The 20,186-nt window shown below is 42.6% G+C and carries 20 protein-coding genes and 1 tRNA gene; 11 read left to right on the plus strand and 10 right to left on the minus strand.

Annotated features, from left to right (window positions below):
- Positions 1 to 69: 69 nt before the first annotated feature.
- The 5 genes from LC608_RS13535 to petB form a co-directional block, all read right to left on the minus strand.
- On the minus strand, positions 70 to 1,251 hold the full coding sequence (locus LC608_RS13535; RefSeq protein ID WP_229554034.1) for a glycosyltransferase: 1,182 nt from the start codon (positions 1,249 to 1,251) through the stop codon (positions 70 to 72).
- A 55-nt stretch (positions 1,252 to 1,306) separates the two neighbouring features.
- Entirely contained in the window at positions 1,307 to 2,275 is a 969-nt protein-coding gene (locus tag LC608_RS13540; RefSeq protein ID WP_229554035.1) for a GDP-mannose 4,6-dehydratase, read from the minus strand.
- A 385-nt stretch (positions 2,276 to 2,660) separates the two neighbouring features.
- Positions 2,661 to 3,104, minus strand: a complete 444-nt coding sequence (locus tag LC608_RS13545; RefSeq protein ID WP_109012771.1) for an anti-sigma regulatory factor — start codon at positions 3,102 to 3,104, stop codon at positions 2,661 to 2,663.
- A 357-nt stretch (positions 3,105 to 3,461) separates the two neighbouring features.
- Positions 3,462 to 3,944, minus strand: a complete 483-nt coding sequence (petD, locus tag LC608_RS13550) for a cytochrome b6-f complex subunit IV (protein WP_229554036.1) — start codon at positions 3,942 to 3,944, stop codon at positions 3,462 to 3,464.
- Between the two features lie 258 nt (positions 3,945 to 4,202).
- Entirely contained in the window at positions 4,203 to 4,850 is a 648-nt protein-coding gene (gene petB, locus LC608_RS13555; protein WP_100900603.1) for a cytochrome b6, read from the minus strand.
- A gap of 525 nt (positions 4,851 to 5,375) precedes the next feature.
- Here petB and ctpA point away from each other — a divergent pair.
- Entirely contained in the window at positions 5,376 to 6,620 is a 1,245-nt protein-coding gene (ctpA, locus tag LC608_RS13560; protein WP_229554037.1) for a carboxyl-terminal processing protease CtpA, read from the plus strand.
- 159 nt (positions 6,621 to 6,779) lie between these two features.
- On the opposite strand, the gene LC608_RS13565 is transcribed toward ctpA, so the two are convergent.
- Positions 6,780 to 7,511, minus strand: a complete 732-nt coding sequence (locus LC608_RS13565) for an MBL fold metallo-hydrolase (protein WP_229554038.1) — start codon at positions 7,509 to 7,511, stop codon at positions 6,780 to 6,782.
- A gap of 193 nt (positions 7,512 to 7,704) precedes the next feature.
- Here LC608_RS13565 and LC608_RS13570 point away from each other — a divergent pair, with 193 nt between their 5' ends.
- Positions 7,705 to 9,225, plus strand: a complete 1,521-nt coding sequence (locus LC608_RS13570; RefSeq protein WP_229554103.1) for a site-2 protease family protein — start codon at positions 7,705 to 7,707, stop codon at positions 9,223 to 9,225.
- A 191-nt stretch (positions 9,226 to 9,416) separates the two neighbouring features.
- On the opposite strand, the gene LC608_RS13575 is transcribed toward LC608_RS13570, so the two are convergent.
- From LC608_RS13575 to LC608_RS13585, 3 genes are all read right to left on the minus strand, one after another.
- Positions 9,417 to 9,983, minus strand: a complete 567-nt coding sequence (locus tag LC608_RS13575) for a phycobiliprotein lyase (RefSeq protein WP_229554039.1) — start codon at positions 9,981 to 9,983, stop codon at positions 9,417 to 9,419.
- Between the two features lie 75 nt (positions 9,984 to 10,058).
- Positions 10,059 to 10,739 (minus strand): HEAT repeat domain-containing protein, encoded by a 681-nt coding sequence (locus LC608_RS13580; protein ID WP_229554040.1) that lies wholly within the window; start codon positions 10,737 to 10,739, stop codon positions 10,059 to 10,061.
- Between the two features lie 286 nt (positions 10,740 to 11,025).
- Positions 11,026 to 11,112 (minus strand) — tRNA-Ser (locus tag LC608_RS13585).
- A gap of 105 nt (positions 11,113 to 11,217) precedes the next feature.
- On the opposite strand from LC608_RS13585, the gene LC608_RS13590 reads away from it, so the two are divergent.
- From LC608_RS13590 to LC608_RS13625, 8 genes are all read left to right on the plus strand, one after another.
- Complete coding sequence (locus LC608_RS13590) at positions 11,218 to 11,586, plus strand: 2Fe-2S iron-sulfur cluster-binding protein (RefSeq protein WP_229554041.1); 369 nt, start codon at positions 11,218 to 11,220, stop codon at positions 11,584 to 11,586.
- A gap of 70 nt (positions 11,587 to 11,656) precedes the next feature.
- The gene (locus tag LC608_RS13595) at positions 11,657 to 12,202 is read left to right on the plus strand and encodes a thermonuclease family protein (protein ID WP_229554104.1); all 546 of its coding nucleotides are present in this window, start codon (positions 11,657 to 11,659) and stop codon (positions 12,200 to 12,202) included.
- A complete protein-coding gene (locus tag LC608_RS13600) occupies positions 12,199 to 12,366 on the plus strand; it encodes a hypothetical protein (RefSeq protein ID WP_229554042.1) in 168 nt (55 codons plus the stop codon). The genes LC608_RS13595 and LC608_RS13600 overlap by 4 nt, the downstream gene beginning before the upstream one ends.
- Positions 12,367 to 12,397: 31 nt before the next feature.
- A complete protein-coding gene (locus LC608_RS13605; protein ID WP_229554043.1) occupies positions 12,398 to 13,210 on the plus strand; it encodes an inositol monophosphatase family protein in 813 nt (270 codons plus the stop codon).
- Between the two features lie 74 nt (positions 13,211 to 13,284).
- Positions 13,285 to 14,232 carry a J domain-containing protein gene (locus tag LC608_RS13610; protein WP_229554044.1) on the plus strand — a complete coding sequence of 316 codons (948 nt, stop codon included), beginning with the start codon at positions 13,285 to 13,287 and terminating at the stop codon, positions 14,230 to 14,232.
- Positions 14,232 to 15,443: an ATP phosphoribosyltransferase regulatory subunit gene (locus LC608_RS13615; protein ID WP_229554045.1), complete on the plus strand. Its 1,212-nt coding sequence runs from the start codon at positions 14,232 to 14,234 to the stop codon at positions 15,441 to 15,443. Before LC608_RS13610 ends, LC608_RS13615 begins: the two co-directional genes overlap by 1 nt.
- A gap of 164 nt (positions 15,444 to 15,607) precedes the next feature.
- A complete protein-coding gene (locus LC608_RS13620; protein WP_012407913.1) occupies positions 15,608 to 15,832 on the plus strand; it encodes a ferredoxin family protein in 225 nt (74 codons plus the stop codon).
- A 49-nt stretch (positions 15,833 to 15,881) separates the two neighbouring features.
- On the plus strand, positions 15,882 to 16,610 hold the full coding sequence (locus LC608_RS13625; protein ID WP_229554046.1) for an ABC transporter ATP-binding protein: 729 nt from the start codon (positions 15,882 to 15,884) through the stop codon (positions 16,608 to 16,610).
- Between the two features lie 830 nt (positions 16,611 to 17,440).
- Here the strand turns inward: LC608_RS13625 and LC608_RS13630 are convergent.
- Complete coding sequence (locus LC608_RS13630) at positions 17,441 to 18,745, minus strand: hypothetical protein (RefSeq protein WP_229554047.1); 1,305 nt, start codon at positions 18,743 to 18,745, stop codon at positions 17,441 to 17,443.
- 292 nt (positions 18,746 to 19,037) lie between these two features.
- Here LC608_RS13630 and LC608_RS13635 point away from each other — a divergent pair, with 292 nt between their 5' ends.
- Positions 19,038 to 19,760, plus strand: a complete 723-nt coding sequence (locus tag LC608_RS13635; protein ID WP_229554048.1) for a carbonic anhydrase — start codon at positions 19,038 to 19,040, stop codon at positions 19,758 to 19,760.
- The last annotated feature ends 426 nt before the right edge of the window (positions 19,761 to 20,186 follow it).

The raw sequence follows: 20,186 nt of genomic DNA on the forward strand, positions 1-20,186 counted from the left end.
AATGTCGTCCTGCTCTCCTTCTAGGATAGCGATTTTAGTCATTGGCCATTTGTCATTTGTTATTTTGACTCAAATGGACTTCATTACTGAGGATAGAAGAACTTTTTGTAAGTGCTGTTGAAAGGCATCTATGCCAAACAGAGCGATCGCTTGTTCTCTTAGCCACTCTCCATTACATCGCTGGTCATTCCCTTGAAGCATTTCTATACAAGCCTCTGCTACAGCATCAGGACTGCGGTGTGGGACTCGCCATCCCAGTTTACCATCTTGCAAAGGATCGGCTGAACCATCGTCGTCACCGGATAATACAGGCACTCCACAAGCCATTGCTTCCAGATAAACTATGCCAAAGCCTTCTTGTGAAGGCATAATATAGGCATCAGCAAGGCGGTAATGTTCTATTAATTCTTCTGTTGCAACAAAACCAGCAAATACGACGCGATCGCTCACACCTAAATATTCAGCTAGTTTAGCTAATCGCGGTTGGTCATCACCGCGACCTATTACCAAATATTTCACTTCTGGGAAAACTTGAGCGACTTGTGGTAATGCCCGAATCGTTACATCTACACCCTTGTAAATATCTCCTGACCATAACCGCGCTACTGTCATTAGCACCTTAGCACCAGTTAAGCCATACTTTTGCACTAATTCTGGCTGCTTGGAACCAGGAGTAAATTTATCCCCATCAATTGCACAAGGCATCATTTGTACAATTTTCGGGTTTAGACTATTTGTAGCACAAGCGCGATCGCGGCTGTAACGACTAATTGTCCAAATTCCAGCTGCTGATGTCAGGGTGCGACGTTCTTGATTTTTGAGCGGTTCCCAGACTTCTTTGCCGTAAGTTAGCACTGTGTAAGGAATCCCCAAGGGCTGGCAAAGAGTTTGTACTAATACTCCTAAGTTAATATGACCGCAGAAAACTTGTTCTGGACGGTTTTGCAATAGACACTTAAGTAAAGCTGCTGCCATTTGCAATCTTCCCAAATAGGGAGACTGATTTTTAAAGTAATGAAATTTTAAGTTCTTGTCTTTAAACGGATTTAAGCTCTCAGGACTATCTCGCAGCAAAAAGACTTCCGCTTTGTAGACTTGGCTCAATCCCAGATAGGCGCGAAAAATATCTTTTATATATGATTGAATACCGCCTTCGTGGGCAAAAATTTCTAAAAACACGAAGACATGATTAGTTTTTTCGTTAATTTTATCACCTAACTTGAGGGTTTCTGTCACTGTAGTGATATGCATGTTAGGTTATTTACACTCGCGGTAAGGGTGCGATGCCTGCGGCAAAAACTTCATCCTACGCACCGCTTTTTAACCGCTCTAAATCTGTTTTTACCATTTTTTCTAAAAGTTCTTCAAAGCTCACTTGGGGTTCCCAACCAAGGTTTATTTTAGCTTTACTGGGGTTAGCTACTAGTTCAAAATGCTCATCTTGTCGCAATAAGCTGGTATTTAAAACTATATGCTGCGTCCAATCCAATCCGACAGACTCAAAGGCTGCGGCAACTAACTCTCTAACACTGTGCAGTTTACCAGTGCCTATCACATATTCTTCTGGTTCATCAACTTGCAACATTAACCACATTGCTTGCACGTAATCACCCGCAAACCCCCAATCGCGTTTGGCATCTAAATTACCCATTTCTAAGGTGTCAGTTAAACCCAATTTAATCGATGCGGCTGCCAAAGAAACTTTGCGTGTAACAAACTGAGGCGGACGTAGAGGAGACTCATGGTTATATAAAATTCCACTACAGGCAAATAACCCATAGCGCTGTCTGTGATGCACCATTGTCCAATGGGCGTGCATCTTGGCCGCAGCATAGGGATTTTTGGGGCGAAAAGGCGTTTCCTCATCTTGAGGCGAAATAAATACATCGCCAAACATTTCTGAGCTACTGGCTTGATAAAATCTAGTGGATAAACCAACCTTTCGTACTGCTTCCAAAAGCCTGGTAGCCGTACCAGTTATCAGATCCAGGGTTCCCAATGGGTCGTTCCAAGAATCATGTACAAAACTGGGAGCCGCCAAATTGTAAATTTCTTGGGGACGCAGTTGTTCAACTGCGGTCAACAGCGCCGTATTATCCCTTAAGTCAACCGTAAAAATTTCTACCTGATTTGCCAGTGTTCCCAGTTTGGTCAAATTAGGTTGTCGATGTGGGGGTACTAATCCTACAACTCTGTAACCACGGTTGAGGAGCAAATGGCTGAGATAGTAGCCATCTTGACCAGTTATGCCTGTAATTAGGGCTGTCTTAATCATATTTTCTCCCCCTATTTCCTCTATCTCTTTAAGCACAGAATGGCACTTGTTGGAGAATAAAAATAAGATTCTCAACACTGCTGACAAATATTAACAAGGGAGCTAGGGTAACTCGAATGTTATCTTTACTGTATTCCTTAATTCTTTTTATACAACAATATTCTTTGAGGCTTTACAAAATGCTCATTTATTATGAGCATTTTTAAGTAAAAAACATATTACCCTAATCCAGATAATATTAAAAAAGCAGTATACTTTTATCAATCAAATAACTATTTATTTAACCCACGACTCCTGCCGCTCGTGCTTCTGTTTTGATGCGAGTGGCACTACTTCTCTACGCTACGCCTTCGCTCAGAACCCAAAATTGGCATCAGAAGTATTCTTACTTTTGTGCTTCTTGAGAGTATTTGACGATGAGAAGGCAATTTCTACCATCTGCACCACGTTCGTATACAACACGATCAGCCAACCGCCGCAGGAGAAACCATCCATAACCGCCTACTTGCAGCGTACCTGGTTCTGGCTCTGCGATCGCATCAGGATTGAAAGGTTTTCCATAATCCCAAATTCTAATCTCTAGTCGGTCAATCCACAGATAAATGTTAATCTCAATGGTTGTTTCCGGGGGTAAAGCATGATGAGCATGACGAACAGCGTTGGTAAAGCCTTCTGCTAATGCTAAATTAAGGCGATCAAGTTGGGTTTTTGACCAGCCAAGTTGAGACAAATGTTGCAGACAAAATTGCTCAAACCATTCTTGCACCTGGTTTAGGAGACTGAGTTCGCTCTTAACCGTCAGATGGTCTTGCTGCACTATGCTAAACATTAACTGTGACTTAAATATAAGTAAACCCAAGTTGCTAGTTATTAAATTTTGCACTATTCGCAGAATTTCTTTGATATAGAAAAATCTAAATTTAGATATTCTATGTCCCAAAAGACAAAACATGAACGATTTTGGCATTTCGAGGGTTATAACTAGCAACTTACGTTAAGTAAGTGAAAATGTTTGTATTTGATGACTTTTGGTGAATTTAAATTTTGGAATAGCTTTTACGTCCAAAACTTCAGATCCTAGATGCAATCTGAATTATTAAAATTGACGCCTGTAAATTTCTTTCAAAAGCACATCTGCATCTGCTCTTGAAACTCACAGGCGTCAAAGCACTTTGTGCTGACTAATTTAGAATAGTCCCAAGGTCAAAGATTTATCCAATGGCAAGGCAGCACCAATACCCAGCCACAAGGTGATAAGGGTACCAAAGAGGAACACTGTGGTTGCAACTGGACGACGGAAGGGGTTTTGGAACTTATTAACGTTCTCAATAAAGGGAACGAGGATTAGCCCCACTGGTACGGAACCCATTGCTAACACTCCTAAAAGTTTGTTAGGAAGCGATCGCAAAATCTGGAAGACTGGATACAAGTACCACTCTGGCAAAATTTCCAATGGTGTGGCGAAAGGATTTGCTGGTTCACCGGTCATAGCGGGATCTAGCACCGCTAGAGCCACAATCGCAGCGAAGGAACCCATGATCACGATTGGAAAGACATAAAGTAGGTCATTAGGCCAAGCGGGTTCACCATAGTAGTTGTGACCCATGCCTTTAGCTAGTTTGGCTCTTAACTGAGGATCGCTCAGGTCAGGTTTTTTTTGTGTTGACATTTTGAAATATTCTCTCCTGCTTAAGTTAAATTAAAGCATTTGTGAAAGCTATCAGCTACTAGGCAACCCTAGCCTTGCGGCAAACAGTATTTGTCTATTTACACTCAGCCGCCTGGAGAGTCTCTACAGCTTTAGCCTTCAGATACAAGTGTTTGTTTTTTGGAACTTATGTACAATTAATTTCTTGTGTTTCATAAGTTTAAAACAAACAACTTCATCTGGGAACGGATAAATTTTGCCGAGGGCTAATAGCTGAGATTACAAAGGCCCGGAAATGCCTTGCTTACGAATCATCAAGAAGTGAAACAGCATGAAGACTGCAATCAACCAAGGCAGTACAAAGGTGTGTGCGCTATAGTAACGAGTTAGTGTTGCTTGACCAACACTCGAACCGCCGCGCAGCAAGTCGGAAATCAGAACGCCAACCACGGGAATTGCTTCTGGTACGCCGCTAACGATTTTCACAGCCCAGTAGCCAATTTGATCCCAAGGTAAGGAATAGCCTGTGACTCCAAAAGAAACTGTAATCACAGCCAGGATGACACCACTTATCCAGGTCAGTTCGCGGGGCTTTTTGAAACCACCAGTCAGATAAACCCGGAAGGTGTGCAAAATCATCATCAATACCATCATGCTGGCAGACCAGCGATGGATGGAGCGAATTAGCCAACCGAAGCTTACTTCATTCATGATGTACTCCACAGAGGAGAAAGCTTCAGTAACTGTTGGTCTGTAGTAGAACGTCATCGCAAATCCAGTGGCAAACTGGATGAGAAAGCAAACCAGGGTAATTCCACCCAAACAGTAGAAGATGTTGACGTGAGGAGGGACGTACTTACTAGTAACGTCTTCGGCGAGTGCCTGAATCTCCAGGCGTTCCTCAAACCAGTCGGAAACGTTGGCCATACAATCTCAAGTTCCTAAAAGTCGGTTGCGGTTGATAAATCCCGAAGTTCTGAATCGGCGACCAAAATTCTGATGAACTCAAGCCTCGGCATCCTGTGAGTTTGCCTTTAGGTTTTCCCGTTCGATAAAGGAAAGGGGTTGCCACAGGCTAGGGTAGCAGCAGAATTGTCTACGGACTTCTCATAAGCCGCCGCTCAGACTTCTCTCCCAATTAGCAATTTTGGGATTTTAGTAAAGACGAGTTTTTTTGCTTATCAGCTTTTGGCGTGCTAAGAGTCTTCAGAAACTTTACACTCTGTAAAGAAGGAATATATTGCGATCTCTTTACGCCCCTGCACAGAAAATGGTGGACACAAAGTAGATTTTATCCTTTGGTGAGTGGATACAACGCATCAGTTGACTGAACAACTTGATGAGAGGAATGCACCACTTCTATAAAAAAAGTAACATAATCGAGAGATAGATTTCATCAACAACAGAGGAAGTGGGCATTTCTAGGCAATTTGGGTTGAGGTGGAATTGATAATGGGGTTCATGAACAAACAAGTCTTTCGGGTTGGATTTTCATTGTTAATGGCGTTTTGGTTGGCGTTTGGTACGCTCACCCAGCCGGCGGTGGCTTTGACAACGGAACAAAAGCTGGTTTCGGAAGTTTGGCGAATTGTTAATCGCACTTATCTAGATGAAACCTTTAATCATCAAAACTGGGCAGCTGTGCGGCAAAAGGTTCTGGAGAAGCCACTAACAGACTCAAATGCCAGTTATGCGGCAATTGGGAAGATGCTCAAGAGCCTTGACGATCCTTTTACCCGCTTTTTAGATCCGGAACAGTACCGCAGCTTACAGGTTAATACTTCTGGGGAACTGACTGGAGTAGGATTACAAATTGCTCTAAATCCTGAGACTGGGAAGTTGGAAGTAGTGGCTCCGATAGCAGGTTCACCAGCAGATAAAGCGGGAATTAGATCACGCGATCGCATTCTCAAAATTGAAGGCGTTTCCACAGAAAATCTTACCCTAGATGAAGCTGCGACTAAAATGCGCGGCCCCAGTGGCAGCCTTGTTACTCTCCTCATCGAACGGGAGGGAGAGGCAGAAACAGAAATTAGACTGACACGCGATCGCATTGCTCTTAACCCTGTGGTTTCAGATTTGCGTGTTTCTCCTGAAGGTACGTCCATTGGCTACCTTCGTCTTACTCAATTCAATGCCAACGCCTCAACGGAATTGGCACACGCTATTTCTAGTCTAGAAAAAAAAGGCGCTGATGCCTACATTCTAGATTTACGAAATAATCCTGGGGGGTTATTACAATCAGGAATTGAAATCGCCCGTCTGTGGTTAGACTCTGGTACTATCGTCTACACTGTTAACCGACAAGGTATTCAAGGTAGTTTTGAAGCCTTTGGGCCACCCCTGACGACCGATCCTCTGGTGATTTTGGTGAATCAAGGAACTGCCAGTGCTAGTGAAATTCTTGCTGGCGCACTTCAAGATAATGGTCGTGCCCAGTTGGTAGGCGAAACTACTTTTGGAAAGGGCTTAATTCAATCTTTATTTGAATTATCAGATGGTTCGGGCTTGGCAGTCACAATTGCTAAGTATGAAACTCCTCAACACCGGGACATCAATAAACTAGGTATTAAGCCAGATAAAGTGATTTCCCAAGATCCAATTAACCGTGACCAGATTGGCACGGAAGCGGATCTGCAATATCAAGCAGCAATGGAACTTTTGAAGAAAAACGCGGTTGTGGCGGGGAAGGTGTAAAAAGTTAGGAGTTAGGAGTTAGGAGTTAGGAGTTAGGAGTTAGGAGTTAGGAGTTAGGAGTTAGGAGTTAAAAGTTTTTACTCTCCCCCTGCTCCCCCTGCTTCCCCTGCTCCCCCTGCTTCCCCTGCTCCCCCTGCTCCCCCTGCCCCTGCCCCTGCCTCAAAAAGGCTGTATCCGCAGCAAAGCTGATAAATCCTGAGAGGCGAGGTGTTGATAAGCTTGATCGATAACACGCTTGCCTCTGAGATAGCCTGTATTAGCACCGGGACAAATGTATCTAAGAGTTTCTGGTGTAAAATTTTTTAACAAGAATCGAAGACTCTGGATTTGCCTGGGCCAGTGAAAGGTTTTGGCTGTCCGTAATGGTACTGGCTCACCGTGCTGGTTAGGGAGTAAATGACGACCAGAAAACAATATACCTCCACGTTCTTTGTAGTATAAGCAAGATGAGCCGGGAGAATGACCTGGTGTCCAAATCAATTGGGCTACTGCATCAAGCGTAAATTCCTGCTTGAAGGTAGTTAAGGTTAAGCCTGGTAACAAATAAGCTTCTTGCTCTTGAATCAACACCTCGCAGCTAAAGATTTGCTGAAATTCAGCAGTTTTGCCAATCGCGCCTCGATGGGTGAGAAATAACCAACGCACGCCTCCATGCGATCGCAAAAAATCTTGATTTGTTTGGTCTAGGGCAGGGCAGTCTATCAGGATATTACCTTCATTTCTTACAATAAGATAAGAGGTTCCCCCTAATGTGTCCCGATTGGGTGGAAAAGCAAAAATGCTCTCTTGTGCGAAGTCCGATTGCAGAGAACCTGCGCTAGGAACTTCGTTAGGGAAAACAGCCCGTGGTGGCTTAGTTGTATGACTTGGCACTTGAGGTAGAGGGCACATAATCAAAGAAGCGGAACTGAGGAGTTGTAGACAATCTGGTTACAGTGTGGAAATTCTAAAGAATTGAAACTTGAGCGTTAACCAGCACTGTTAACCGTTGTGAAAAAAATTGGGATTTGAGGTCTGCCTTGTAGTTAATGCTATGGTGCTGAAGCTACTGGTGGGGCGTTTTGTCAAAATTACTGAAGATAACATGGCATTTTGGTTTCTATTTATCCTCCTACTGGGGCTAGCTACTTATCTAATGGTGCAGCACAGCGTCGCTCAGATCACCCGGACGCCAGTATGGTTGTTGTGGCTGGTTTTAATGGCACCAGCATTACTGTTGAGTGGATGGACGCTGGTGTATGGGCCGAAACAACCTCCACCGCCAGCGCTGATTCTTTGGTCGATATTTGTCTCCACAGTGTTGTACTGGACATTGTTTCAATGGGGGCGTCGATCGCCAACAAATACACAGGCCCAAACCCAACCCCAAGCCTCAGAATCACGGCCGACTATCCAGCCTATTGCAGAACCAATAGTGCGTCCCATTGAGCCAACGGAAGAAACTCAACTACGAAATTGTTTTCCTTGGTCTGTATACTACGTTCAAAATATTGAGTATCGACCACAAGCCGTGATTTGCCGTGGTCAGTTGCGAACTAAAGCTAGCAACGCCTACCAGCAGATTAAGACTAATATTGAAGCACAATTTGGCGATCGCTTCCTGCTAATTTTTCAAGAAGGTATGGATAGCAAGCCTTTCTTTGTGCTGGTTCCCAATACTCAAGCTGCAAAAGATAGAAATATACCACGACGCCAACAGGAACGCTTAACTCGTCCAGGATTAGCACTTCTACTGCTAGCAGCTACTTTTGTAACTACTACCTTGGTGGGAGTGGAAATTGCTGGTGTTTCTCTGCCGTCTATATGGCAAATTGGTTCTTTGTTCAAAGTTCTATCTAACCCAGATGTTCTATTCAAAGGATTGCCCTATGCTTTAGGGTTAATGACTATTTTGGGCATTCACGAACTTGGGCATTATTTAACAGCTAAATTCTACAAGATTCGCTCGACTTTGCCTTACTTTATTCCCATACCCTTCTTCTTGGGAACTTTTGGTGCATTTATTCAGATGCGTAGTCCAATTCCCAACCGCAAAGCTTTATTTGACATTAGTATCGCTGGGCCAATTGCAGGCTTTGTGGTGACTGTGCCATTACTAATATGGGGCTTGGCTCATTCTGATGTGGTTTCCATCCCTGAAAAAACCCAACTTTTAAATCCTGATGCCCTTAATCCCAAGTATTCCATTTTACTAGCGGTACTCTCGAAGTTAGCCTTGGGAAGTCAGTTAACGGCAAAATCAGCCCTTGATTTGCATCCAGTTGCAGTAGCTGGTTTTTTGGGACTAATTGTTACAGCCTTAAATTTAATGCCTGTAGGGCAGCTAGATGGAGGTCACATTGTCCATGCGATGTTTGGACAACGAACTGCGATGATTATTGGTCAAATTGCTCGCGTGTTGTTGCTATTACTGGCTTTAGTAAGAGAAGAATTTTTGGTGTGGGCAATTATCTTATTATTTATGCCATTGATTGATGAACCTGCACTGAATGATGTCAGTGAATTGGATAACCAACGTGACATTTGGGGATTACTGGCAATGGCGTTGTTGATTGTAATTATTTTGCCACTACCGCAGGCGATCGCTAACTTTTTGCAAATTTAAAAAGTTTCAACGCCAAGAGAAATATATCTAAGTTTTTTCCCCACTATGGAATCAACCACAGCTTGGTATTTTTTATTTGCACTTCTTCTAATATAAAAAGGTGCGTTATAGACATTAGTCCTAACGCACTGAAAAACGCAGTAAAAATTTAGGATGGTGCGTAAGAGAACGCCATAACACAGCCTCCAAAACTAACTCGATACTGAATTAGCCGCCTCGGAAGCCTTCGCAGCTGGTGGAAAACCACCCATGCGAATCTCAGAAGTAAAGGAAGCAATACTAAATCCATCAAAACTCTTGAGGACATTTACCCGCATTCGTAAATTGGGGCTAGCAAACCACAGACGCTCTTCTAACGACATGGTTTCATCCTCTATAGTTAGGATTAAAGCACCATCACTGTCAAATTTATAGTGTCCAGCAACTGGAGTTTTATTGGCATTAACCACTTCCCGCAGTAACTTACCTTCAGCTGGATTATCTGCATCAGTTACAGAAACTAACACAGTTGAACCACTGTGTTTTGCTTGATCTTTTTCTATTGTGCCATTCCAGCTAATTTTGGCAGCACAAGAGGCGGAACTAGGGTTAATTTCGTACTGTTGACACAGTTTTATCACTTGTGCATCATCTAGTGCCAGCGCCTCAATAATGATGTCTGACTTACTCTCTTCAGATTGGTTAAAAGCCAAATTTTGACTAGTACGATGAGAAAACCATTTACCAGTACTTAACTGAAAAAACTCTTCAATATTCATGAATAAAATTACCCTGCATCAAAATGCTAAAATTCCCACTTAATTATTATTAAAAGGTAGCAGGAAACTTTTATATTAAGCTTGATTGCCTATTTCCTCAAGCTTCTTGAGTCCAATCCTGGCTGCCTCAGCAACGTTGAAATGATTGTCTTTTTCTAGGTATTTTAAAGCTGAGACACTCTTGGGAGTAGGAAGATTACCCAAAGCTTCTGCCAAACGCTGCCTTACTAACCAATCATCTGATTGGGCGAAGCGCAGGATCTGATCGACTGACTCAATGTCTTGAATTTCTCCCAGTGCAGAGATTGCAGCTTGTTGCAACACTACTTCTTTGCTATCCAATGCCTGAATAAGTATTTGATGGGCACGAGGATCTTTAATATTACCAAGAGAAACGGCTGCACTAAAGCGTACTAGCCAATCAGTATCTTCATAAAATGCCCGTGAAAGCACCTCAAAGGCTCTGGCATCACCTAAATATCCTAAAGCACCAGCAGCATCAGCGCGTATTCCATAATCGGGGTCATTTTCGAGAATTCTGACCAAAATTGAATAACACTCTGGTGTCGGCTTGATTCCAAGGGCAAAAATTGCCATAGATCGCAGTTGCAAAGATTCGTCATCTAGTACCTTTTTAATCAAAGGAACTGCATCCTCCGCAGACGCATGACGCAGATTGGCTAAGGCTACCATGCGATCGCGTAAATTCGGACTTTCTAACTGAGTAGAAATTTCTTCTAAGCTTAGAGTTGCCATTTAATTTAAATCATTTTCTTTACTTATCTTAATTTACCCGATCCGTTCATCAGGCTGTCGCCATAGTGATGTAGGAGTTTGGCGACTTTACAAAATTGCTCAATTATGAGTGAAAAATAAATAAATGCTACCTAAACCATATTGCTTCTTACGATACCTTTCCTGCAGAACGCCAACGCAGTGTCAAAGCAATTTAAGAATATATTTGGCAATATCCTGCTATTTATTTAACCTGACTAATTGTATAAGTCTGGTTCAAACTATATATTTAGACTAGGTTTGAGAACGGAGAGGGAGAGATTCGAACTCTCGTAGACGTTTCCACCTAACAGACTTTCCAGGTCTGCGCCTTAAACCACTCGGCCACCTCTCCAGGTGTCACAAGTTACAATCATACTATAAAATCCTAGAAAATGCAAAGATAAAGAGAGAGATTTTAGATTGAATCTGAAAGTCCCATTCCAAAACGCAAATCCAGATGTCCCGTACATACACAATTAGAGTTCGCGATCGCGCCACTGGCAAAACCCACACCCTAGAAGTCCCAGAAGACCGCTACATCCTGCAAACTGGCGAAAAACAAGGGGTAGAACTGCCGTTTTCCTGCCGTAACGGGGCTTGTACCACTTGTGCGGTGAGAGTTTTATCAGGAGAAATTTACCAACCAGAGGCGATCGGATTGTCGCCACATTTACGTCGGCAAGGTTATGCCTTGTTATGTGTGAGTTACCCCCGTTCTGACTTGGAGGTGGAGACACAAGACGAAGATGAAGTCTACGAACTCCAGTTTGGCCGGTATTTTGCTAGGGGGAAAGTTAAAGCGGGTTTACCCTTAGATGAGGAATAAACAATTCAAAATCATCCTACCCCTACCGGGAAGTTACCTACGCACAGCAGCGAGCATAGGCGAAATTTTAATGCCTATGCGTCTTGGTGATTGGGTGCGAAAAATAGCGATTTTGGCTTGCTTGTTGCTCTTGGTAAGTTGCCAAGGTAAAAACCAACTGCCAAACAATGAGGCTCAGGTAAAAGTAGCGCGGATAGTTAGTGGGCAAAGTTTGGAAGTGATAGGCATGGCTGAACAACCAAATTTAATTTCCCAAGTGCGGTTAGTTGGCATTGATGCACCAGATTTGCGACAGCGCCCTTGGGGGGACGCAGCAAAAGAACAGTTAGAAAATCTAATTGGAGGTGCAGAACAATCGGTAACGCTGGAGTTTGATTTAGAAACAAAAGACAAAATCGGACGAACTCTAGCTTATGTGTGGAAAAATAAGGTGTTGTTAAATGAGGAATTAGTGAAACAAGGGAATGCAATGTTTGTTGAGCGATCGCCTAATCACAAATATGACCAGCGTTTAGAACGTGCCCAACAATGGGCTAGACTCATGGGCCAAGGAATCTGGAACCCAGAAAAACCCATGCACCTCACTCCTGCTGAGTTTCGCCGTCAAAATCTTTGAAAAGTGGGGAGTGGGAGGCGGGGGGCAGGGGGCAGGGAGCAGGGAGCAGGGGGCAGGGAGCAGGGAGCAGAGGGGCAGGGGGAGATGAGGGAGATGAGGGAGATGAGGGAGATGAGAGAGATGAGGGAGTAGGGGAAGAAGAATTATTGATTAATGCCCAATGACAAATGACTAATGACTAATGATTAATAACTAATGACTAATCTACAAATTTTTTTAGATATTGCTACTGAAGCGGCCTTAGCTGCTGGTGTCGTTTTGCAAGGTTATTTAGGTAAATTAGAAGACGCAATTATTGAAAAAGGTCGCCCTGGTGATTTAGTCACTGCTGCTGATAAAGCCTCAGAAGAAGTGATTTTAGAACTTTTGCGCCGCCACTTTCCCGATCATTCTATCCTTGCTGAAGAATCAGGAAAATTAGGTAATCAAGAGAATGAATACCTTTGGGCAATAGATCCCCTAGATGGCACAACCAACTACGCTCATCAATACCCATTTTTTGCTGTTTCTATTGGACTGTTAATTAATGGCGTTCCGCAACTTGGTGTAATTTATGACCCTTTCCATAATGAGCTATTCCGGGCTGCTGCTGGCTTGGGAGCAACGCGTAATCGTCGCTCCATTAAGGTTTCAGTAACATCGGAGCTGAATAAAAGCTTACTAGTCACAGGATTTGCTTACGATCGCCGCGAAACCTCTGATAACAATTACGCAGAATTTAGTCACCTGACTCATCTAACTCAAGGAGTCAGACGTAGTGGTTCTGCATCGCTAGATTTAGCATACGTTGCTTGTGGACGTGTCGATGGTTACTGGGAACGAGGGCTTTCTCCTTGGGATATTGCCGCCGGGATAATTTTGTTACAAGAGGCTGGGGGCAAAGTTACCGCTTACGATGGTACTTCTGTCAAAATCGAGTCAGGTAGAATTCTTGCTACAAATAGTTATATTCACGACACTCTCAGTAACGAACTTTTACAAGTTCCACCACTGTCAGCATGGGTTTAGCAGGTGGGAGCTTTCCCCCTTACTTTGGGTAAACTAAAAAGTATCTAACTGCTGCTTTGGTGCAAAACCTCTATATGTCTTTCAAAATAGATCGTGGACTATTTAAATATGATTTCATAGATTATCACGCAGTTTTATGCGTTCCAGTGGATGCGGATGTCAAAGAGATTCGCAAACGCTATCTCAAAATTGCCCGCCGCTTACACCCGGATAGTAGTTTTACTGAAAGTGCTAGTCACAAAGAGCTAGGGAACGAATTGTTATCAAAGCTGGTTAACCCAGCTTACGAAAAACTGTGTGGCGATCGCACTCGCACGGAATATATTTTAATTTTGTCGCAAATTGGCAAGCGCCTGCTACAAGAATCTACTTCAGTGACTCTCAACACCGAGTTGGCTAAACAGTTAGCCCAGACGCCTAATCTCGAGCATTTCTATAAAAGTGCGATCGCTAAAATCGGCGAAACCCAATATGATTCTTTAGAGCAAGCACTGCAAGTTATTGCCCAAGTTAGTGAGTTGAATTTAGTGTATTTAATGCGGAGTACAAGCAAACCATCCGCAGCACCGCGGCTACCTGCTCAACCCAAAGTCGAATCAGTTACGCCTCAGTCAAATACACTACCAGCAGCACCAGCGCCACCAAAAGAAGACTCGATTGTAGAACAATATATTCGTCGCGCTCAATCTTTGATTGATAAAAACCAATTTCCCCAAGCCAAAGTAGAGTTGCAGGATGCCCTGAAGCTAGAACCTAAAAATAGTCACTGCCATAGCTTAATTGCAATGGTGTATTTGAAGCAAAATCAGCTAAAAATGGCAAAAATCCACTTCGACAATGCCCTCAAATTAGACCCCAATGACAAAGCGGCTCTGCAATGGAAACCTAAAATAGATAGAGCTATAGGACAACAACCAAGTGATCATAAGGTGACTTCATCCGCCAATAATGGAGATAAGCAACCAGAGAAATCTGGTAGTGGTGGTTTGTTCGGTGGTTTGTTTGGTGGGAAGAAAAAATAATGGTGTATCAACCAGCAGCAGGAGCCAGGGATTTATTGCCCTTGGATGTGGAGAAAAAACGCTGGATTGAAGATAGATTACAGCAGGTGTTTCACCGTTGGGGATATCACAGGATTATCACCTCGACTTTAGAACGCATGGATACTCTGATGGCGGGGGAAGCAATCCAGCGCCAGATGGTGATTCAACTACAAAATGGCGAAGATGATGAATTAGGGCTACGCCCAGAATTAACAGCATCCATTGCTCGTACAGTTGTCACTCGCATGGCAAATGCAACTTATCCGCAACGGTTGTACTACAACGCTAATGTGTTTCGCCGCACTTGGGAAAGTAGACACAATCGCCAGCAAGAGTTTTATCAAGCTGGGGTGGAATTATTAGGTGCTGGCGGGTTGTTGGCGAATGCGGAAGTACTACTGTTAGTAGCAGATTGTTTAGCAGCACTAGGGTTGCGGGAATGGCATTTAATTTTAGGTGAAGCGGGAATTACCCGATCGCTCCTGAGTGCTTTTCCTGCTAATTTACAGGATAAAGTTCGCAGTGCGATCGCTCATCTTGATCGCATTACTATAGATACTTTACCTCTAAGTGATAAACTACGCGATCGCGCCCGAACCATGCTAGATTTGCGTGGCCCCAGTACAGACGTGTTGCAAAAAGTTAGTAGTTTGGATCTAGACGAAGAACAGCGAGAGGCAGTAAATAATCTCAAATGCCTAGTAGAATTACTAGAATCAGAGAAAAAATTTCCGTTAATCCTCGACCTCAGCCTTATCCAGACCATAGACTACTACACTGGTATCGTTTTTGAAGTTGTTAATGATACCGAATCCCAAGCTAGAGTTTTAGGGCGCGGTGGTCGCTACGACCAGCTTTTGGGGCTATATCATCCCCAAGGAGAAAACATTCCCGGTATTGGTTTTGGACTAAGTATAGAGGATTTATATCAAGTTCTATTGTCTACTCAGCAATTACCACAGGCAACTCCAACGAGTGACTGGTTGGTAGTACCAGAGACGGCTAGCGCTAACGCCTTTGCCTTTGCCTACGCGCAAAAACTCAGAGATTCTACTGATTTGGTGCGCGTAGAAATTGATTTAGGGGGAAGGGATGCAGACGCTATTCGCCAATATGCAAGCGATCGCGGCATTGCCCAAATTGTTTGGATGAAAGCTGATGGCTCCCCAAAAATTGAACCATTGCGTTAACTGAGTTGGGCATTGGGCATTGGGCATGGGGCATTGAGCATGGGTAAAAAAATCAATAGTTATTCTTCCCCTGCTCCCCCTGCCTCCCCTGCTTCCCCTGCTCTCCACTCCCACTCCCCTGCTAGGCTAGAAATAGCCGATACAGAAAAGAGGGAATCGAGAACATGCCGCACACAATTGTTACAGAAGTCTGTGAAGGCGTCGCTGACTGCGTAGATGCCTGTCCAGTAGCTTGTATTCATGATGGCCCAGGCAAAAATGCCAAGGGAACTGATTGGTACTGGATTGACTTTGCCACTTGCATCGATTGTGGTATATGTCTCCAAGTTTGCCCAGTAGAAGGGGCAATTCTTGCAGAAGAACGACCAGAGTTGCAAAAAACTCCTTAATAGTCCATAGTCAACAGTCAATAGCTATTTTTAACTTGACTGTTGACCAATGACAAATGACTATTTACTAGATGTCCAAAATGTCCACGCTGGATACATTAAAGATGTAGATATCCTGCAAGGTGTAAATTTCCGTGTTGCACCAGGCGAATTGGTAACTGTGATTGGCCCCAACGGCGCTGGTAAATCTACTTTAGCAAAAGCAATTTTTGGGCTTTTGATCCCTCACACAGGGACAATTACCTTCAAAGGTGAAAATCTCGTGGGGCTAAAGTCCAATGAAATAGTTCAGCGAGGAATGTGCTACGTACCGCAAATCGCCAATGTTTTCCCCTCCCTTAGTGTTGAAGAGAACTTGGAGATGGGTGCTTTTGTGCTTAACGTTCCTCTGAAACCAATTAAAGATAAAATATTTGCTATGTTCCCCAGACTAAGCGATCGCCGTCGTCAACGCGCTGGTACTCTCTCTGGGGGAGAACGCCAGATGCTAGCGATGGGTAAAGCTTTGATGTTGGAACCTAGTTTGCTGATTTTAGATGAACCATCTGCTGCTTTGTCCCCGATTTTGGTGACACAAGTGTTTGAGCAGATTAAACAAATTAATCAGGCGGGTACTGCAATCGTATTAGTGGAACAAAATGCCCGTAAGGCTTTAGAGATGGCTAATCGCGGCTATGTACTGGAGTCAGGACGCGATGCTATTTCAGGCCCAGGTCAAGAACTGTTGAATGATCCTAAAGTGGGTGAGCTATATCTGGGAGCAGGTAAAAGACATTAATCCGGATTTTCACTCTTGCCCCCATTCAACATAAAACCACTTTAATAAGGAAACTCCACCAGGCGATAGCGATGTTTAAGGCGGGGTGCGCCTACGCTATCTATAAACTAATACAAAAGCTATAACAATTCCTGCCACTGCCGCGACCGTCGTTTTCGATGCTCAAAGAATTCTCCCCAATAATCCTTGCGTTTCTAATCACATCTACAGTGAGTAAAAAGGTAAAACAGGACATTCATTCAGGAAAAAATCACCAAAATGCAAATTAACCGGATTGGGCAGAACCCCAATTCAACAGGAAAGCTTACTGAACTTCCTATATATAAAGTTCTGCATCAGTTTTTAATATACTGCTGAGTCGCAACAAATCCTGCAAAGCCGCTCCAGAGGAAACCTGGGGCGTTTTCTCATGGTATAAAAACGCCTATGTTTACCCAATCAAAATTGATTGAGTGCTTTTGGCAATTTGGCATCCAAAATTTTTCTGTTGCAGTTTTAATTGAGATATCAACAGGGTTACTGGGACATTGAGAAAATTCTACAAGGGATCGATTCCCGTCTCAAAAATCCCACCCAATGGCCAGTTGTTGACGCCCGTGTGAACTACCCTTTCAGGGTTAGATGCACTTAACAAGCACGAGCGTCACCGCTTCACCACAACTGGCTAGAAATCAAACAGAAAACACATAGTACAAATGGTCTAATATCATTTCACGAAATATCTGATATATAAGTAGGAGCGTATAGCTGTACGCTCTTACAGCCAATTCATTATAATATTGCAAAAATTTTTGGCGGAGGTATTAACATATTAAAGCGATCGCTACCATTTATTTAATCTGTAGCTGCCTGAGTTTATTATTTGCCGACAGTAGTAACTCTTGAGCTTTAAGATAGGCTGTAGTACCATTTTGCACTTTTTCTAACTGATTAATAATACTCTGCAATTGGCTCAATATCCGATTGTGCTGCACATCATGAGCATCAGCAGGAATTGAAGCTAACAAGCTTTCAATTTCTCGTTGTGCTGCTTCTAAAGCCTCCACAGCATCTGCCTCAGCTTGCCGCCTTACCTTAACTTGACCTAAATTAGCCTCATAAATTGCTAATAATTTCTGTGCCTCGGTATAACCAGCCACGTCTTTTGAAGGAATCTCTTTAAGCCGCTCAATTGCTTCTATCCACAAATTTTCTATCTGTCGCCATTCGGTTACGGTATGTGGTGGATTTTGACCAGCTTTGGCAGCTTGCCAGGAAAACTGCCGTGCTGCGGTAATTAAGGCGCTGATGCGATCGTTTCCAGCGGCCAATCCAACAACTTGCTGAAACTCACGCTTATAATTATCTAGTTGATTTTGTACAGTTTTTCCTGCCAGAGTTTGACCAGGAATCTGCTCTAATTGATTAAGCGCCGTCTGCCAACCAGTTGTTGCAGTTTGTTTATCAGTTACTGTTGCGGCGTGTTCATATTGTTGTTTTGCATTTAATAGGGTCTGCATATTATTGGTAAGCAAGGACTGAGCATTCTTTTCTTGGAAAACTTTAGCTTCTAGTTGTCCAACTTGACTCCGAAATGCATTAAAACCGTAGATGCTAAAGCGCGAATCGTACCACCAATATCTGTATTCAGACCAATCGTTAGCAAACGAAGTTGGTAACTGATCTAAATGTTTTTGTGCTTCGTGTAGCTTCTCTTCTCCCAAAGCCAAATCTGCTGGACTGGTAGCTTTTTCAATCAATTGTTCAGCTTGCTCGACTGATATCAACGCTTGTCGATAGTGATTATCCATACTTATATAGCTGGGTAGCAACAAAAAAGGTGCATGGAGCATAACCGGACGGCGAATCACCTGGTAAGGCTGGTTTGCCACCCAAATCACACCAACGGGAATACCGATAAGTATTATTATCCAAATAAGTCTACTACTTATACCCCGCTTGGCTTTGCTATGCACTTGCTGAGAAGATTTTTTGAGAGCCTGCCTCTCTAGCTCCATTTCATGCTCTAATTTAGCTAGGTTTTTGGGGGTTAATGGTGTTGTAGATTGTTGGATAGGGGCAGATGGATCTATCCCAGAGCTATTTTGAGAATTTTTACGTAGAAAATTCCAGTTGATTTTGTTTAAAAAAGCCATAAATATAGTCAATACTGTGTTGAGTATTCCCAAATAACACAGAAAATATATACGGGTGAATAATTAAAGGTTTGTAGTAAATACTTTAGTTCTAATAAAACTTGCTATGAGCGATGAATCGCTCACTACGAACTAGGATTTTCTTATATGTTTAGTTATGCCTATATAGTTAAGTGCTAAATTACGATGCTATCTGAAGATTAAATGACTCTTAAATCGTGTAAAAGGGTACTATTACATCTTGCTTAAGTCTGATATCTTCCTAAGAACAGCTTTGTTTTCTGGTAGATTGATGAGTCGAATTAATGGATTTGTAGGGCGACGTGATTTCTTAAAATTTGCCAGTTTAGTAGGTATTGCAGCTACTGCTTTTGGTGATAGTTTTTGGAATACAGAGCAAACTGCTATTGCTGATATTCATCCAGACAACCCTAATCCAGTTAGTCCTAATGAAGCTATCAGACGTTTACTGGATGGTAATCAACGATTTATCCAAGAAAAACGTAAATATCCCGATCAATCGCTAGAACATTTGCGATTAGTTGCTAAATCTCAATATCCCTTTGCTGCTATATTAGGGTGTGCAGATTCCAGAGTCCCTGCGGAAATCGTCTTCGATCAAGGGCTTGGAGATTTATTTGTTGTACGAGTTGCTGGTAATGTCGTCAGTGATACGGTTATAGGTAGTCTGGAATATTCTTCAACAGTTTTAGGTTCGCAGTTGATTGTAATTTTGGGTCATGAAAGATGCGGTGCAGTAGCAGAAGCAATCAAAAACGAACCACTTCCTGGCAGAATTGGTTTGATTATTGAGGGTATCAAACCATCTGTAGAAAGGGTAAAGTTAAGAACGGGTGATAATATGCAGAATGCAGTTATAGCCAATATTCAATATCAGGCTGAAAAATTGCAGGAAAGCTCAACAATTTTAACTAAATTGATCGGTGAAGGGAAACTAAAAATTGTTGGCGCTTGTTACGATATTGACACTGGTAAAGTCAACATTATTACTTGAAAATCTCATAAATTCTTGGCGTAGTATTCTTAGGTTAATTATGTTGCAAAAAATAATGAGTTATTCATAGTCTTGAAAATTAATAAAATTCATTGCTAAACTTAAAAAATATTTCTTATACCATTTAACGAAATACCTGTTACATATATATTGATAGGGGCGGTGATGCCTGAGTTAATCTACACTGACGCAAACTCATAAAAATTTAGAAAAATTTAAAAGCAAAGCACAGTCGTAGCTTGTAATAAATAAATCCGGCAGGGGCCATATAACAAGGCCGCCCGCCAGGAAGGTATAGTATATTCTGGCCATGTTTGATCAGGTTAGCGCTTATTTATAAAAAATAATTGCATATCCCTAGATACAATAACTAAATACTTTGGAAAACACAGTTAAGAAAAGTTACTAAATAGGTTAATTTCTAAT

Source organism: Nostoc sp. XA010, from assembly GCF_020829625.1.
In the GTDB taxonomy this organism is placed as follows: Bacteria; Cyanobacteriota; Cyanobacteriia; order Cyanobacteriales; family Nostocaceae; genus Nostoc.

Excerpts from the sequence above, each read along its gene's own strand:
- LC608_RS13595 (WP_229554104.1), top strand. The coding sequence starts at position 11,657 with ATGCCTATGCGTCTTGGTGATTGGGTGCGAAAAATAGCGATTTTGGCT.
- LC608_RS13625 (WP_229554046.1), top strand. The coding sequence starts at position 15,882 with ATGACAAATGACTATTTACTAGATGTCCAAAATGTCCACGCTGGATAC.
- LC608_RS13580 (WP_229554040.1), bottom strand. The coding sequence starts at position 10,739 with ATGGCAACTCTAAGCTTAGAAGAAATTTCTACTCAGTTAGAAAGTCCG.
- LC608_RS13540 (WP_229554035.1), bottom strand. The coding sequence starts at position 2,275 with ATGATTAAGACAGCCCTAATTACAGGCATAACTGGTCAAGATGGCTAC.
- LC608_RS13610 (WP_229554044.1), top strand. The coding sequence starts at position 13,285 with ATGTCTTTCAAAATAGATCGTGGACTATTTAAATATGATTTCATAGAT.
- petB (WP_100900603.1), bottom strand. The coding sequence starts at position 4,850 with ATGGCCAACGTTTCCGACTGGTTTGAGGAACGCCTGGAGATTCAGGCA.
- LC608_RS13570 (WP_229554103.1), top strand. The coding sequence starts at position 7,705 with ATGGCATTTTGGTTTCTATTTATCCTCCTACTGGGGCTAGCTACTTAT.
- LC608_RS13605 (WP_229554043.1), top strand. The coding sequence starts at position 12,398 with ATGACTAATCTACAAATTTTTTTAGATATTGCTACTGAAGCGGCCTTA.
- LC608_RS13535 (WP_229554034.1), bottom strand. The coding sequence starts at position 1,251 with ATGCATATCACTACAGTGACAGAAACCCTCAAGTTAGGTGATAAAATT.
- LC608_RS13575 (WP_229554039.1), bottom strand. The coding sequence starts at position 9,983 with ATGAATATTGAAGAGTTTTTTCAGTTAAGTACTGGTAAATGGTTTTCT.
- ctpA (WP_229554037.1), top strand. The coding sequence starts at position 5,376 with ATGGGGTTCATGAACAAACAAGTCTTTCGGGTTGGATTTTCATTGTTA.
- LC608_RS13615 (WP_229554045.1), top strand. The coding sequence starts at position 14,232 with ATGGTGTATCAACCAGCAGCAGGAGCCAGGGATTTATTGCCCTTGGAT.
- petD (WP_229554036.1), bottom strand. The coding sequence starts at position 3,944 with ATGTCAACACAAAAAAAACCTGACCTGAGCGATCCTCAGTTAAGAGCC.
- LC608_RS13630 (WP_229554047.1), bottom strand. The coding sequence starts at position 18,745 with ATGGCTTTTTTAAACAAAATCAACTGGAATTTTCTACGTAAAAATTCT.
- LC608_RS13620 (WP_012407913.1), top strand. The coding sequence starts at position 15,608 with ATGCCGCACACAATTGTTACAGAAGTCTGTGAAGGCGTCGCTGACTGC.
- LC608_RS13565 (WP_229554038.1), bottom strand. The coding sequence starts at position 7,511 with ATGTGCCCTCTACCTCAAGTGCCAAGTCATACAACTAAGCCACCACGG.
- LC608_RS13635 (WP_229554048.1), top strand. The coding sequence starts at position 19,038 with ATGAGTCGAATTAATGGATTTGTAGGGCGACGTGATTTCTTAAAATTT.
- LC608_RS13545 (WP_109012771.1), bottom strand. The coding sequence starts at position 3,104 with ATGTTTAGCATAGTGCAGCAAGACCATCTGACGGTTAAGAGCGAACTC.
- LC608_RS13590 (WP_229554041.1), top strand. The coding sequence starts at position 11,218 with ATGTCCCGTACATACACAATTAGAGTTCGCGATCGCGCCACTGGCAAA.